Here is a 15,182-nt window from a genome sequence, read left to right on the forward strand (position 1 = left end):
AGATATCGATTATGGTAAAACTAAAAATTGACAATAAAGATATAGAGGTTCCAGCGGGAACTACGGTTTTAAATGCCGCAGAGTCTGTTGGGATACATATTCCTTCGATGTGTTATTTGGATGGTTGTTCGAATCATCCCACTTGCATAGTGTGTATGGTGAAGGATATCAAATCGGGAAAGATGATGCCATCCTGTGCAACAAAAGTTGTAGAGGGAATGGAATTGGCGAGCGAGGATGCGGAGGTATTTGATGCCAGAAAAGAGGCAGTGGAGCTCTTGTTGAGTGATCATGTTGGTGATTGTGAAGCCCCTTGTCGTGTGGCTTGCCCTGCCTTTATGGATATTCCTAAAATGAATCGATTTATTGCTGAAGGGAAATTCGATGAGGCGATTCGGATTGTGAAAGAGGAAATAGCCTTGCCGCATATTTTAGGACATATCTGTTCAGCGCCTTGCGAAAAAGTTTGTCGCAGAAAAGATATGGATGAAGCAGTTTCGATTTGCATTTTGAAGCGAACTGTGGCTGAAGAATCAGAAAACAGTTATTTGCCTGAAGTGAAACCATCAAGTGGAAAAAAAGTTGCTGTTATTGGCTCAGGAGTTGCTGGTTTAGCAGCTTGTCTTCATATTCTGAAGGAAGGACATGTCTGTCGTCTTTTCGAAAGTAAATCTGTTGTGGGAGGAAGTTTGCAGACTGCAATCGCTACCGGAGAAATGCCTAAGGAGGTTTTGGCCTCAGAAATAGAGATTCTTAAGAAACTAGGCTTAGAGATAAATTTAGATAGCCCGGTATCTTCAGATAATTTTACGGGTATTTGTCAGGAATATGACGCGGTGATTTTGGCAACAGGAAATTCTTCAGATGAAATAAGTAAGTTGAATCTCGATTTTGCTGGGGAGAAAGAGGCTTATAAAACCAGTTTGTCGGGAGTTTTTGCTTGTGGAAGCTTGCTTCGTTTACAAAAAATGGCTGTGAAAGCTTTGGCTCAGGGAAAAGAAGCGGCCCATTCTGCTAATTTGTATTTGAGGGGACAAGAGGTTGAAACCATAAAGAGAACGTTTAATTCTCGTTTTGGTGTTTTGCGCCAGCCTGAGGCTTTGGAATATCTGAAGGAGTCGCATGAAGGAATGCGCAAGGACATAAAAAACAGGACAGATGCTATAGCTGAAGCTTCGCGTTGTCTGCATTGCGATTGCAGAAAGCGTGACAATTGTAAGCTTCGGGATTGTGCAGAAATCTATCAGGCTGATCGTCGAAAATTTTTATTGGGAGACAGAGAATCTCTCAAAAAGCATTTCAATCACGAGAGTCTTGTTTACGAACCTGAGAAGTGTATTAAATGCGGCTTGTGCGTTGAGATTGCTCAGAAAAATAATGAATTAACAGGGGTGACTTTTATTGGAAGAGGTTTCGATGTGGAAATGGCAGTTCCTTTCAATCAGAGTATAAACCAGGCTTTAACACTAACGGCACAACAATGCGCTGAGGCTTGCCCTACAGGTGCTTTAGCTTTGAAGTAACTTTGAGCCCCGCACAGGGTACGGATTTAGATATTAAGATCATGTTGAAAAAGCCGTTCGTTGAGCGGAGTCGAAACGATTTTTTTTAATATATGAAACAACTAATATTCATTATACTCATTTTTATCAGCATTGGAGGCTCTGCTCAAAATCAATCGAACTGGTTGGCTTTTCGTGGGAACTCGGAGTTGACGGGCTATACAAATGTTGAAATTCCCAAGGTACTTCAATTACTTTGGACCTATAAAACGGGAGATGCTATTAAATCATCCCCCATCATAAGCAATGGGACTGTTTATGTAGGATCAAATGATGGGAAGCTATATGCCATTTCGAGGGATGGTAAATTGAAATGGACATTCGATGCCAAGACTTCGATCGAAGCTGCTCCTTTATATTTGGATGGGAATATTTACATCGGTTCATTAGAGGGAAAATTCTTTTGTTTGAATGCCAGTTCAGGTGAGTCGAAATGGAAATACTCAACTGATGGGCAAATATCAGGATCGGCATCTTGGTTCTATTCTTCGGCTGAAAAGAAGAAACGAATACTTTTTGGTAGTTACGACTATTTCCTGCACTGTGTGGATGCCAGAACCGGCGAAGGGCTTTGGAAATATGAATCGAACAATTACATCAACGGAGCTCCTGCTTGTGATGGAGAGATTGCCGTGTTTGGTGGTTGCGATGGTTTTATTCATCAGGTTGATGTGAAAACAGGACAGGTAAAAGATACGCTGAATGCGGGTTCTTATATTGCTTCGTCAACGGCTCTTGACGGGCAAATGGCTTACTTTGGTAATTACGATGGGTTGTTTTATTGTGCTGATCTGAAGGCAGGGAAAATACTCTGGCAGAAAGAAGGGGGGATTTCCTTTTTGGGTTCGCCATCTGTCAACAAAGACAAAGTGATCATTGGTGCAACGAATAGAATGGTGTATTGCTACAATAAGAAAACAGGTGATCTCATTTGGCAATTTAAAACCAAGGGTAAAATTGAAGGCTCACCCGTGATCACTAAAAAGTCAGTTTTGATTGCTTCAGGTGATGGCCGAATTTATCAATTGAATTTGAATACCGGAGCCCAAATATGGTCTTATGAAATTGGACGAGCGATTGTATCAACTCCGGCTGTGATCGAAGATATGATTGTGGTGACGGCCATGGATGGCCGAATTTATGCTTTTGGAAAGAAATAATTTAATATTAGGACGGATGTTAAAACTCGATAAAATCACAAAATATTACGAAACAACCGAATCGAATATTCGAAGATTGGTTTTGGATGAGCTTTCTCTTGAAATTACTAAGGGAGATCGGATTGCCATTTTAGGACCTTCAGGTTCGGGCAAGAGCACCTTGCTTAATGTGATGAGTTCGCTTGATCTTCCTAATTCGGGGACCGTGAAATTCGATGATGAAGAAATTTCATCCTACAATTCAAATCAGTTGGCACAGTTTCGTAATAAGAAGATTGGATTTGTATTTCAAGCTCATCATTTGTTACCTCAGTTGAGTTTGCTGGAAAACGTTTTGTTACCCTATCTGCCCGAAAAGGATAGAGCTGTGAAAAAAGAGGCTGAAAAAAGAGCATTGCACTTATTGGATTTTGTAGGTTTATCGAACCAGATTCATCAACGACCGGGGCAAATGTCAGGCGGGGAATGTCAGCGTGCAGCAGTTGTGAGAGCCTTAATTCATGAGCCTAAATTGCTTTTAGCCGATGAACCAACTGGCTCGCTGGATAAAGCGAGTGCTGATCAACTCGCAAAACTGTTTGTTCGGATCAACGAAGAGCAAGGCGTGACGATGGTTGTGGTGACCCATTCACAGGATTTGGCAGAGCATATGAAACGTATTTGTCGTATTGAAAATGGTAAAATCAAGGAATAGCGAATTTTGAAGATGAATTTATATCGATACATATTAAGAAGTCTTTGGTTTTTCAAGAAACAGCATTTGGCTGTTTTATTAGGAACACTTATCAGTACTGCTGTTTTAACCGGGGCTCTGATTATTGGCGATTCCGTAAAATATAGTTTGCACCAATTGCTGAATATGCGATTGGGCGAAATTGAATTTGCCATGCCAACGGGTGATCGATTTGTTCGTGCCGAATTGGCCAAAGATATTGCCATAGATATGGGGATTAAAGTCGAGCCTGTTTTAAGTGTAAAAGGCCTGGCTATTGAGTCCGAATCACAAAAAAGGGCTAATGGCGTGCAGGTTTATGGCATCGATCAAGCATTTTCAGGTTTTTCAGAAAAGGTTCTGCCCAATTTGAAAAAGGATGAAGTCGCAATAAGTGAAAATCTGGCAGAGAAACTGGGACTGGTTCCGGGAAATGAATTTTTACTGCGGGTTGAAAAGGCTAATTTGGTTCCGGTAAATGCTCCCTTCGTTTCTGATGAGGATCAATCATTAGCTCTGCGCTTAAGTGTAAAAACCATACTTGATGATAAACAACTCGGACGTTTTAGTTTGAGGAGTAACCAAGTGGCCCCTTATAATATTTTCATGTCGAGAGCATTTCTTGCACAAGAGATGGAATTGGAGGGCAAAGTCAATTTATTGCTGGCAAGTGGTCGGGGAAACAGTGATCTTACTGAGATAAGTTTGAATGAAAGTTTGGCTAAAAAATGGCAGCTTGCTGATGCAGGTTTACAACTCAAAGAATTGAAGGATCAATCGGTTTTTGAGCTGAGTTCTGATCGTATTTTTATTGATGAACCGATTGCCAATGAAATTCAGAAAATGGCTTTGCCAAAGGATGCTTTGATCACTTATTTTGTAAATAGTCTGGAATCGAAAACAGGAAAAACACCCTATTCATTTGTGACGGCAATTGAGAACGAGGATATGTTTTCAGATATCCGGACTGATCGGATTCATATTAGTTCGTGGTTGGCCAGAGATCTTAGCCTGAAAATTGGAGATAGTCTGAAGTTGGATTATTTCGTGATTGGTCCATTGCGTTCTCTGGAGGAAGAGAGTAGGGATTTTTTGGTATCGGGCATATTTTCTGAAAAGACAAAGAAGTTGGATCAGGCGATGATGCCTTCATTCCCGGGCTTATCGAATGCAGGAAGCTGTAACGATTGGGAAGCGGGTATTCCTATCGATTTTAGCCGAATTCGCGATAAAGATGAGGCTTATTGGAAAAAATATAAAGGAACACCTAAGGCCATGATTGGCATGTCGAGTGCCTTGAACATGTGGAGTAATAAGTATGGGCAATACACTGCTTTTCGTTTTCATAAGGATGCGTTGACTTTGCCTCTTTTGAAGAAGGAAATTCTGAAGCGTTTGCATCCCTCAATGTTGAACTTGACTTTTATCTCTGTTCGCAATCAGGGCGAAAATGCTGCTAATAATATGGTTGATTTCGGAGAACTTTTTCTAAGTCTGAGCTTCTTTATTATTGCTGCCGGTATTTTACTTACTTTATTGATTTATGCCTTAAACCTGGAAAATAGAAATCAGGAAACGGGTATCTTAAAGGGACTGGGTTTTAATGACCGAAAAATTTTAAAGATCCGTTTTTTTGAATCTTTACCGACAATAATTTTTGGTGGCATTTTAGGGAGTTTAATAGGAATAGCCTACAATCAGGCTATCATTTGGGGACTGAATTCTGTTTGGCAGGATGTGGTTCGTACCAATATGATTCAGTTAAATGTTCAGGTTCAAACCCTAATAGTCGGTGCTGTAATCGGAATGCTCATCGCCTTGTTATCTGTTTACTGGGTGAGTCGCAGACATTTGAGAAAGTCTGTGGTCGGGTTGATCCAAAATACAAATCCAGGCTCTAATTTAAAAAAGAAGAAAAGTTTGTCACTTTTGTCTGCAGGCTTTGCTTTTATCATTTCACTTTTAATTGCAGTTTACGCTTTTGTCAGTTCTGATATTCTCAATGCTGAATTGTTGATGTCATCGGGTGGTTTGTTGATGATCGCTTGTTTTGCCGCTTTTTATTATTTCTTGATTTTAAATGATGAGCAAAACAGAACATCCGTTCCGTCTTTAGTGGAGTTGGCCATTAAGAATGCCGCCCGAAATAAAGGGCGAAGTCTCAGCACAATTGTTTTACTTGCTTTGGGTTGTTTCTCGGTGATGATTACCGGAGCCAATCGTAAAACCTTTGTTGACACCGAAGATTCTCCTCAGTCGGGAACGGGAGCCTATAACTATTGGATTGAGACGAGCTTGCCCGTTTTGAATGATATCAATACTGATGAGGGAAAAGAGAAGCTTGGTTTGGCAGAAGATTCTCTGATGACTACTGCTGATTTTGTGCAATTCCGAAGTCTGGATGGTGACGATGCCTCGTGTTTAAATTTGAATCAGGTGCAACGTCCACGAGTTCTGGGCTTTAAGATTGGCCAGTTTGATAAGCGATCGGCTTTCTCATTTGCAACTTTACACAAAGCTGTTAATCCGAATCATCCCTGGTTAGCTTTGAATCAAGATTTTGGTCCGGATGTGATCCCTGCCTATGCTGACCAAACGGTGATTGTTTGGGGACTTAAAAAAGCTGTTGGGGATACACTTCAGTATAAGGATGAATTTGGAAAGACAATGAAGCTGCTTTTGATAGGCGGATTGAACAATTCCATCTTCCAAGGCAATATCCTGATTTCAGATCAAAACTTTCAATCACATTACCCATCGGTAAGCGGATCGAAGTTGATTCTGGTTGATGGCATAAATAAAGAGGGGATTCAGATGATTGAAGACCAATTGCTGGATTATGGACCTCAGGTTCAAAAAGCAAGCGAGCGTTTGGCAGCTTTCTATTCTGTAGAAAATACCTATTTGAATATGTTTATGTTGTTGGGGGCTCTTGGTGTAATGATTGGAACCCTTGGTTTGGGAATCGTTTTGCTTAGAAACATGCTCGAGCGGAGACAGGAATTGGCCTTATTAAAAGCATTGGGTTTTGAACAAAAAAGCATTTTCAGATTGGTAATGATTGAGAACTTATTTTTATTAGTTGTCGGCTTATTGAGTGGTGCTTTAGCTGCTTTGGTAGGCATGTTACCTTGCTTGTTTTCCGATGCTTTTAGTATGCCGGTAGCTTTTGTTTTACAGGTGACACTAGCTATTCTGTTTTTTGCTTTGATATCGATTTATATTCCGGCAAAATTGGCTATGAAACAGAACCTGATTGAGAGTTTGAAAAATGAATAAAAATACACCATATATAGTTCAAAGAATAACCGACCAAAATCAATAAACTAACCGTAAGAAAAATGAAAAATTTAAGCTTGTTAATCTGTTTGGTACTGTTTTTCTCATGTACCTCGAAAAAGAAAGAAGTTAGCCAATGGCGAGGTGAAAATCGAACCGGAATTTACGATGAGCCTAATTTATTAACCGAATGGCCCGAGAATGGACCTGCTTTGCGATGGGAATTCGAGGGAGTTGGAAATGGATATGGTTCGCCGGTGATTTCTGATGACAAACTTTTTGTGAATGGTGAGATTGATAGTTTGGCCTATTTGATGGCCTTTGATATGGAAGGGAGAATGCTTTGGAAGACAGAGTTTGGAACCGATTGGATGAAAAATTTTATTGGATCTCGTTCGGCACCAACAGTTGTAGATGATTTGGTTTATGTTGCATCAAGTATGGGCGATATCGCTTGTATTGATACCAAAACGGGTGAAAAAAAATGGGGTTTGAATATGATTGAGAAATTTAAGGGAAAGAATACCCGATTTGGTTATTCTCAATCTCTTGAAATTGATGGCGATTTGGTATACTGTGCTCCGGGTGGAGACGAGGAGAATATTGTTGCCTTAGATCGTTTTACAGGTGAAACCAAGTGGACCAATAAGGCTTTTGGAGAAATACCAGCCTATTGTTCGCCGATTGTTTTAAAATTTCCAACTCGTCATGTTTTGGTAACTTTCTCTGATAATGCTCTTTTCGGTCTGGAAGCTCAGACAGGTGAATTGGTATGGTCTCATATGCAGGATACGCTTTGTGATATTCATGGAAATACGCCGATTTACGAGAATGGCTGTTTGTATTATGTTGCCGGCTGTGGTAATGGCACTGTAAAACTTCAAATCTCGAAGGACGGAAGTCAGATTACAGAAGTGTGGCGAAACATGAAGCTGGATAATATCATGGGAGGTGCTGTAAAAATTAAGGATAAAATTTTTGCTTCAGGTCATCGTAAAAAGCAGTGGAAAGCGATTGATACCAATTCGGGTGAGATGGTTGACAGTTTGAAATTTGGTCGCGGAGCGACTATTGCTGCCAATGGACTCTTATATTGTTATAACGAACAAGGAAAAGTGGCTTTAGTAAAGACTGAGCCTAAAATGGAAATTGTTAGTTCTTTTAAAGTGACTAAAGGAACCAAAGAGCACTTTGCCCAACCTGTAATTCATAATGGTGTTTTATACATCCGTCATGGTAACGCATTATTGGCATACGATATAAAAACTCAAGGATAGAGGTGATTTGTAAGCTGTGAGTTTCTAAATCTCACAGCTTGTTTCTAATGATTCAAATCTAAAAATATGACTAAGAAAATATTTATTTGTGGATGTGAGAAAGATGGTAAGATTGAGAAGAAATCTGTAGAAAGATTGATTCAAAGTCTTGAGGAGAAGAATATTGGCTACACCTATATCGAAGATCTTTGCGGAAGTGTACTCAAAACACCTGAAGCTTTAGAGGATTTGTTTACTGCTGAAGATGCGCTTGTTTTTGGTTGTCAGTCTCGTGCCATGCAAAATCTAATTGATAACAGCGGAAAGAAATCGCAAGAGAATAAAACGACCTATTATCATATCGATGATGAGGATGGCAATAAGCTTGTTGAAACGGTAAAAACGGATAATTCAAAAGCCTTAAAAATAAAATATTCAGATTCCTGGAAACCCTGGTATCCTGTTATAGATTACGAGCGTTGTAATGGTTGCAGAAAATGCCTAAACTTTTGTCTTTTCAGTGTGTATTCTGTTGAAGATGATGGATCGGTTGTGGTATCAGCTTCGGCTAATTGTAAGGATATGTGTCCGGCTTGTGCTCGTGTTTGTCCGCAAAATGCGATTATTTTCCCCAAACATGCTGAAAGTCCTATCGATGGTGGAGAAGGTGAGATGTTATCAGGAGATAATGTTTTGGAGCAAATTCAGAACGACGATGTGTATTCGGTTTTAAGTGCTCGCCGCAATAATTTTAAAGTGTCTCTTTTGAAAAAGGAGCAATTGAAAATGGCTGAGGAAGAACGAAAAATCTGTAGTACCAAAGAAGAACCACAAGATAAGGCTTGCGATTGTGACTGTAATTGTAAAACTGAAACCGAGTCGGACTGTGCATGTAAAGATGCAGATTCGGATAGAAATTGTTGCTGCTAATAAGAGAACTTGAATATGATTTTAAAGTTAGGAAATAGAATAATGCGCCAGGTGGACTTTCGATTACTTTGGAAGATTGCTTACAACCTGGGTTGGAAGGGGATGCGCACTGTGGCAAAACATAAGAAACTATTGAAGAAGGGTGAGTTATTTCCTGCTTTTTTAATGATTTCATTAACCGATAATTGCAACCTGAATTGTCAGGGCTGTTGGGTGAGTATCAATAATAAATCCAAAGGAATGGATGTTGAAACCCTCAATAATGTGATTGAATCGGGAAAGAAAAAGGGATCGTATTTCTTCGGACTTTTGGGCGGTGAACCTTTGATGTATCCCCATTTGTTTGATGTGATAGAGAAGCATTCTGATTGCTATTTTCAGCTTTTTACAAACGGAACCTTATTGTCCGACGAATATGCTCAGCGTATGAGACGTTTGGGCAATGTTTCGCCTTTGATAAGTGTTGAAGGTTTGAAAGATGTAAGTGATGTTCGCCGGGGGGCCAATGATGTTTTCGGCCGAACGATGAAAGGCATCGAAGCTTCTGTGAATAATAAGCTCTTTACTGGAGTTGCGACTTCGGTTTGCAAATCGAATTTTAAGGAATTGGTCAGTGAGGATTTTGTGAATGCTTGTATCGAAAAAGGGGTTCATTATCTGTGGTACTATATTTACCGACCTGTGGGAGCACGGCCAACAACAGAATTAGCACTTTCTGAAGAAGAAATTTTGGAACTGAGACAGTTTATGGTTGATATTCGGCTTAAGGCTCCACTGATGATTATCGACACCTATTGGGATGAAAAAGGAAAGGCATTATGTCCCGGAGCCATTGGTTTGAGTCATCATATTAATCCTTTTGGTGATATCGAATTTTGTCCACCCATTCAGTTTGCTAAAGAAAATATTGGGAATGGAAAAGATTTGGATCGGGTGATTGAGGATTCTGATTTTATTAGAAATATGCGGACTCGAATCAGTAACAAAACCCAGGGCTGTATTTTACTTGACGATCCGGAATATTTAAACACAATATTAAAAGACTCTGGTGCTTATGATTCGTCTAACAGGAATGCGAGTTTTCAGGAGTTAAGCCAAATGCGCCCATGTGCGGGGCATCATATCCCCGGTAAGGAAATTCCGGAAAAAAGTTTTGTGTATCGGTTTGCCAAGAAATATTCCTTTTTTGGATTTGGAGCCTACGGGTAGATTTATAAGATGTAGATGCAATAATGCGAGATTGAAGAGAGGAGACGTTTATAATATTTGAACCATTTAGCCATTTGTGAAATGATATTAAAAGATAATAATCCTTCAGGAGGATTAGGAAACAGTTTGCCTCAATCGCCTGAAAAACTAAAACAAATTCGCGATTTAATTTGTGATTATACGGCTGAAAGGGAACTTATTCCTCCTTTACAAGAGGAAGAGGTGATTTTTCATTCAGGGGAATTGATTAAAAAACATCCCGAGCTTTTCTTATATCAAAAGCTTTTGGCAGTCATGATCAACAATCATTCGTGGCGTGATATTGTTTCCGGTATTCCCTTTAACCGCCGCATATTATTACTTCCCAAATGCATTGCTCATGCGACAGAATGTCCGGCTCAATTCGACGAATTGGGTTTGCTCTGCGAACAGTGTGGTAAGTGTGACATTGCTGAGATTACAACTCAGGCTGATGAATTGGGGTATCATACACTTGTTAGTGAAGGGACAACAACGGTCAGTACGCTTTTGGGATCGGGCAAGGTTGAATGTGTGATAGGCGTAGGCTGTTTGCATTCTTTCGAGAAATCGTTTCCCTTGGCTGTAAAAGAAGCCGTTCCTTCAATGGCAATCCCATTGTATAATAACGATTGTAAGAACTCGAAGGTAGATAAGTTATGGCTTGACGAAATTTTGCCAATTCGCAAAGAAAGCAATTGGTATGGTTGGATCAATATTGATAGCCTGAGGTCGGATATAAATTCGTGGTTTGAAAAAGATCAGCTTGCACTCCTTATTGATGGGGAGGATGAAAGTTCTCAAATTGCAATTGATTGGTTAGCACAAGGTGGAAAACGCTGGCGACCTCTGATTATGCTTGCCGTATACAAAGCACTGATGGGATCAGAAGCTGTAATGGATGATTGCATTCAGAAACTGGCCGTCTCTATTGAGTGCTTTCATAAGGCTTCATTGGTTCACGATGATATTGTTGATGAAGATCATGAACGTTACGATCAACCCACTCTTCACAGGCAATACGATACGCCTGTTGCGATAAATGTGGGGGATTTAATTTTGGGTTTTGGTTATCAGTTTATTGCAGAGTCAGGCGCGAAGCATATTCGGAAATTATTAAAAATTGCTTCGTATGGTCATCGCGATTTAGCAATAGGGCAAGGCGAAGAACTCCTGTGGCGAAAAAATAAAGCTCTTTTATCTGTTGAGGATATTTTGAAAATTTTTAGTTTGAAAACCTCACCAGCTTTTGAAGTCGCTTTGCAGTTTGGTGCGATTATTTCAGATGCCGGGGACGACGTGATGCAAGTTTTGACAACTTACAGTTCTGCACTGGGAATTGCTTATCAGATTAAAGATGATTTGGACGATTTTAATCTGGAGAATATCGATAATGCTTTTAATACGATTCAGCCTTCATTGGTAACAGCTATTATTAACCGGGAACATCCCGAAAAAATGAAGGCTTGGTTTAAGGATTTTCAGAATGGTAATGACTTCAGCAAAAAAGAAATTTGGAAGCAAACTGAAATTCGTGAAGGTATAAAGGAGGCTGAGCAAATGCTTGAGAATTATAAGTTAAAAGCCCTAAGCAGTATTGTAGAACTGAAAAGCCCATCCCTAAAAATATTATTGACTCGTCTCTTGAATAAAATCCTGAACTGATGAAAAACTGTAATCAGGAGATACTAAAAGCTCTTTTAAAAGCAAAGGATTTGTTAAGTGATGAGGCTTTGCGTGAGATCAGATCTTTTGTTAGTTCTCAAAAATGTGACTCCGGTGGCTTTAAAGATAGAGCAGGAAAACCTGATCTGTATTATTCTGTTTTTGCTTACACTTTGGCTTTTGTCTATGATATTGAACTGGATATTGAGAAAGAATTCAAATTTTTAGAATCCTTTCAGGATGGGTCTGTTTTGGATTTGGTACATGCGGTTTGCTACATTCGATCTTATCTATTGCTGCAAGTCATTCAGCAAAAACGAAAGTTTGGGTTTAAACCTGATGTTAGGAATGTTGATGGTTTCTTCGGAAAGATTCTGATGAAAGGTTTGATAAAAAAGGTGAAAAAAGATTGTTCGGTTTTGTTTGAGTTGATTGAAACTTACAAATCTAAAGATGGAGCTTATAATCACAATAAAAAACAGGCTGAACAGGCGACAGTTTATGCTTCATTTCTTGTTTGGACGCTTTTTCAGGATTTAAATGAAGAAGAATCTGTTTTAAACCGAATCACAAATCAACTTTATACTTTAAAGTGTGATGATGCTTCATTTGCCAATGATAGTGCTTCAAAAACGGGTGTGACTTCGGCAACTGCAGCCGGTTTAATTATGACAAGTAATCAGAATCATAATTTTGATGGTTCTATGTTCTATTTAAAGCAGAATTACACGTCTCGGGGCGGGTTTAAGGCTGCTTCGGATTTGCCTATTGCAGATCTGCTTTCTACAAGTACAGGATTATTAGCTCTTTATATGGCTGGAGAGAATTTACAAAATCTGTCTGAAAAATCTATCGATTTTATTAATTTGCATTGGGATGAGTCAGGAGGCTTTTTTGGAAGTATCGCCGATATGACATGTGATGTTGAGTATACATATTATGCTCTTTTGGGTATTGGGATACTAATCTAATTCGAGTGACTTTATGATTGAAAAAAGGAAACAACTTTTTCAGAACTTAGAACAAAAAATCCTTTCGTTAAGAAATGAAAACAACCTGTGGACAGGGCGATTGTCAAGTAGTGCTCTGTCAACTTCGCTTGCCGTTTTTGCTTTATGGAAATACGATAAACAAAAATATCAGCAACAAATAACCCAGGGTCTAAATTGGCTGGTTGCTAATCGCAATGCCGATGGCGCTTGGGGTGATACCATCAGAAGTCAGAGTAATCTGAGTACAACATTGATAACTTGGGCAACTTTCTCTATTGTCGAGAAGGATGAGAAATTTCTGGAAACGATTCGTGATGCAGAAGCCTGGTTGAAAAGACGAGTGGGAAGCTTAGAGCCGGAAAAGCTTAGTCAAGCCATACTGGATCATTATAAAAGTGATCAAACCTTTTCTGTACCTATACTGGCTATGTGTGCCATATCGGGTCGATTGGGAGAAAATGGATGGACTTTGGTTCCTCAATTGCCTTATCATTTGGCTATTTTTCCACATCGTTTGTTTCGTTGGCTTAGACTTTCGGTGGTGAGTTATGCTATTCCTGCATTGATTGCCATTGGTCTTGTGAAAAGTCAACATTCGAAAAAGAACATGTTCAGACGTGCGGTTAGAGCTATCTGCCGAAAACGAGTTTTAGATGTACTTAAGGCTAAACAGCCTGATAATGGCGGATTTCTTGAGGCAACACCTTTAACGGCTTTTGTTTTGATGAGCATGGTTCATGCTGATTATCAAGATTTAGATGTTTCAGAAAAAGCAGCTCAGTTCTTGAGTCACTCAATTCGTGAAGATGGCAGTTGGCCAATTGATACGAATCTTTCAACATGGGTGAGTAGCTTGTCTTTAAATGCTTTGAGTGATGCTTCTCTGAGTTTGATTGACAGTCAATCGGATATGCAGGCGAATTTATTGGAGCAACAATATAAAAAGATACATCCTTTTACCCGAACAAAACCCGGAGGTTGGGCATGGACTAATTTGCAAGGTGGCGTTCCCGATACGGATGATACTTCCGGAGCTCTTATTGCTTTACACCGATTAAGCAAGGATAAAGGGCTAGTTTTAGAGGCTGCCCGTAATGGTATCAGTTGGTTAATCAGTTTACAAAACAAAGATGGAGGTTTTCCTACTTTTTGCAAGGGATGGGGAAAATTACCTTTTGATTGTTCTTGCCCTGATATTTCAGCTCATGCCATTAAAGCTTTTGTGATTTGGAGAGATGAATTTGATAAGAAGTTTCAAAAGAAAATTAACAGGAGTCTGAAAAAAGCCGTCAGCTATTTGAAGAAAACACAATTGCAGGATGGTTCTTTTCAACCCCTATGGTTTGGAAATGAACTTGGAGAACATCACCAGAATCCGGTTTACGGGACTTCTATTGTTTTATATGGACTTGCTGAACTGCAGAAATCCGGTTATGAAGGCCTCAATACGATGATTGAAAAGGCGGTTCGTTTTTTATCAATGACTCAACACCACCATGGTGGTTGGGGAGGAGATAAAGATTTACCACCGAGTATTGAAGAAACCTCTTTGGCATTAAGAGCGATGGCTGCTTGTGGTAAGGAGAGCCTTGCACATAGAGCCGCAGAATGCTTGATGCAGATTATTCCGGAAAATTTAGATGAGATAAAAGCAACACCTATTGGCCTTTATTTTGCCTCACTTTGGTATTACGAAGATATGTACCCATTGGTATTTGCTTGTTCGGCTCTGAAAGAGCTGGATTAAAAAAAACTGATAAATTGAGGGATTTAAAGATGGAAAATATCTTATTTGAGTATTACGAAAGAATTTTTGAACGTAAGCTTTCACTTGATGAAAAAGTGTTTATCAAAGACTCATCAAAATATGAAAGCTTCAAGAAAAAACAGCTTTTATTTTCCAGCGGCGATGCGAATACCAGGCACTATATTGTTGAAAAAGGTTTATTGCGTTTGTATATTATCGATCCTTCGGGAAAGGAATTCAATATTTTGTTTGCCAGAGAAAATCAGGTGATCGGGGACCTTTCTACTCCATTGCCAACCTCCTTCTTTTTAGAAGCTATTGAAGACAGCCGTGTTCTTTCGATTGATGACGATCAGTTTAGAAAATTAACGGATAATTTCTCAAAAATTACAGAAACATTAAAACGGTCCTATATTTTTTTACAAAAACGCTTCATATCCATTTTATCGAAAACAGCCGAAGAGAATTATGAAGAACTAATTGCTGAATATCCTGATTTGGTAAAACGACTTCCGCAATACCATATTTCGTCTTATTTGGGAGTTACGCCTGTCTTTTTGAGTCAGATTATGGCAAAAAGAGCTAAAAAGAAATAAAAGGTCTGAATTTATTAAACTAGTTTATTTTTTTCGCTAATGTGGTCTCGTATGTT

11 protein-coding genes are annotated in these 15,182 nt (G+C 39.3%); all 11 read left to right on the forward strand.

Going from position 1 to position 15,182, the window contains the following annotated elements; translation table 11 throughout:
- The first annotated feature begins 11 nt into the window (after positions 1–11).
- The 11 genes from EO244_RS13895 (at position 12) to EO244_RS13945 (ending at position 15,126) form a co-directional block, all read left to right on the forward strand.
- Positions 12–1,523 (forward strand): 2Fe-2S iron-sulfur cluster-binding protein, encoded by a 1,512-nt coding sequence (locus EO244_RS13895; protein ID WP_129255294.1) that lies wholly within the window; start codon positions 12–14, stop codon positions 1,521–1,523.
- Positions 1,524–1,615: 92 nt separating this feature from the next.
- Positions 1,616–2,722, forward strand: a complete 1,107-nt coding sequence (locus EO244_RS13900) for a beta-alanine-activating enzyme beta-propeller domain-containing protein (RefSeq protein WP_129255295.1) — start codon at positions 1,616–1,618, stop codon at positions 2,720–2,722.
- 16 nt (positions 2,723–2,738) lie between these two features.
- Positions 2,739–3,416: an ABC transporter ATP-binding protein gene (locus EO244_RS13905; RefSeq protein WP_164977504.1), complete on the forward strand. Its 678-nt coding sequence runs from the start codon at positions 2,739–2,741 to the stop codon at positions 3,414–3,416.
- 12 nt (positions 3,417–3,428) lie between these two features.
- Positions 3,429–6,713: an ABC transporter permease gene (locus EO244_RS13910; RefSeq protein ID WP_129255297.1), complete on the forward strand. Its 3,285-nt coding sequence runs from the start codon at positions 3,429–3,431 to the stop codon at positions 6,711–6,713.
- Between the two features lie 62 nt (positions 6,714–6,775).
- Entirely contained in the window at positions 6,776–7,990 is a 1,215-nt protein-coding gene (locus EO244_RS13915; protein ID WP_129255298.1) for an outer membrane protein assembly factor BamB family protein, read from the forward strand.
- Between the two features lie 66 nt (positions 7,991–8,056).
- A complete protein-coding gene (locus EO244_RS13920; RefSeq protein WP_129255299.1) occupies positions 8,057–8,899 on the forward strand; it encodes an ATP-binding protein in 843 nt (280 codons plus the stop codon).
- 15 nt (positions 8,900–8,914) lie between these two features.
- Complete coding sequence (locus EO244_RS13925; RefSeq protein WP_129255300.1) at positions 8,915–10,108, forward strand: radical SAM protein; 1,194 nt, start codon at positions 8,915–8,917, stop codon at positions 10,106–10,108.
- A gap of 81 nt (positions 10,109–10,189) precedes the next feature.
- Positions 10,190–11,791 carry a polyprenyl synthetase family protein gene (locus EO244_RS13930; RefSeq protein ID WP_129255301.1) on the forward strand — a complete coding sequence of 534 codons (1,602 nt, stop codon included), beginning with the start codon at positions 10,190–10,192 and terminating at the stop codon, positions 11,789–11,791.
- Positions 11,791–12,762: a prenyltransferase/squalene oxidase repeat-containing protein gene (locus EO244_RS13935; protein ID WP_129255302.1), complete on the forward strand. Its 972-nt coding sequence runs from the start codon at positions 11,791–11,793 to the stop codon at positions 12,760–12,762. The genes EO244_RS13930 and EO244_RS13935 overlap by 1 nt, the downstream gene beginning before the upstream one ends.
- A 13-nt stretch (positions 12,763–12,775) precedes the next feature.
- Positions 12,776–14,530 carry a prenyltransferase/squalene oxidase repeat-containing protein gene (locus tag EO244_RS13940; protein WP_129255303.1) on the forward strand — a complete coding sequence of 585 codons (1,755 nt, stop codon included), beginning with the start codon at positions 12,776–12,778 and terminating at the stop codon, positions 14,528–14,530.
- A gap of 29 nt (positions 14,531–14,559) precedes the next feature.
- A complete protein-coding gene (locus EO244_RS13945) occupies positions 14,560–15,126 on the forward strand; it encodes a Crp/Fnr family transcriptional regulator (protein WP_129255304.1) in 567 nt (188 codons plus the stop codon).
- The last annotated feature ends 56 nt before the right edge of the window (positions 15,127–15,182 follow it).

The organism is Ancylomarina salipaludis (genome assembly GCF_004122035.1).
Taxonomy (GTDB): Bacteria; Bacteroidota; Bacteroidia; order Bacteroidales; family Marinifilaceae; genus Ancylomarina; species Ancylomarina salipaludis.

Bases quoted from the DNA above. Each gene is read 5' to 3' on its own strand.
- EO244_RS13895 (WP_129255294.1), top strand. From the start codon at position 12: ATGGTAAAACTAAAAATTGACAATAAAGATATAGAGGTTCCAGCGGGA.
- EO244_RS13900 (WP_129255295.1), top strand. From the start codon at position 1,616: ATGAAACAACTAATATTCATTATACTCATTTTTATCAGCATTGGAGGC.
- EO244_RS13905 (WP_164977504.1), top strand. From the start codon at position 2,739: ATGTTAAAACTCGATAAAATCACAAAATATTACGAAACAACCGAATCG.
- EO244_RS13910 (WP_129255297.1), top strand. From the start codon at position 3,429: ATGAATTTATATCGATACATATTAAGAAGTCTTTGGTTTTTCAAGAAA.
- EO244_RS13915 (WP_129255298.1), top strand. From the start codon at position 6,776: ATGAAAAATTTAAGCTTGTTAATCTGTTTGGTACTGTTTTTCTCATGT.
- EO244_RS13920 (WP_129255299.1), top strand. From the start codon at position 8,057: ATGACTAAGAAAATATTTATTTGTGGATGTGAGAAAGATGGTAAGATT.
- EO244_RS13925 (WP_129255300.1), top strand. From the start codon at position 8,915: ATGATTTTAAAGTTAGGAAATAGAATAATGCGCCAGGTGGACTTTCGA.
- EO244_RS13930 (WP_129255301.1), top strand. From the start codon at position 10,190: ATGATATTAAAAGATAATAATCCTTCAGGAGGATTAGGAAACAGTTTG.
- EO244_RS13935 (WP_129255302.1), top strand. From the start codon at position 11,791: ATGAAAAACTGTAATCAGGAGATACTAAAAGCTCTTTTAAAAGCAAAG.
- EO244_RS13940 (WP_129255303.1), top strand. From the start codon at position 12,776: ATGATTGAAAAAAGGAAACAACTTTTTCAGAACTTAGAACAAAAAATC.
- EO244_RS13945 (WP_129255304.1), top strand. From the start codon at position 14,560: ATGGAAAATATCTTATTTGAGTATTACGAAAGAATTTTTGAACGTAAG.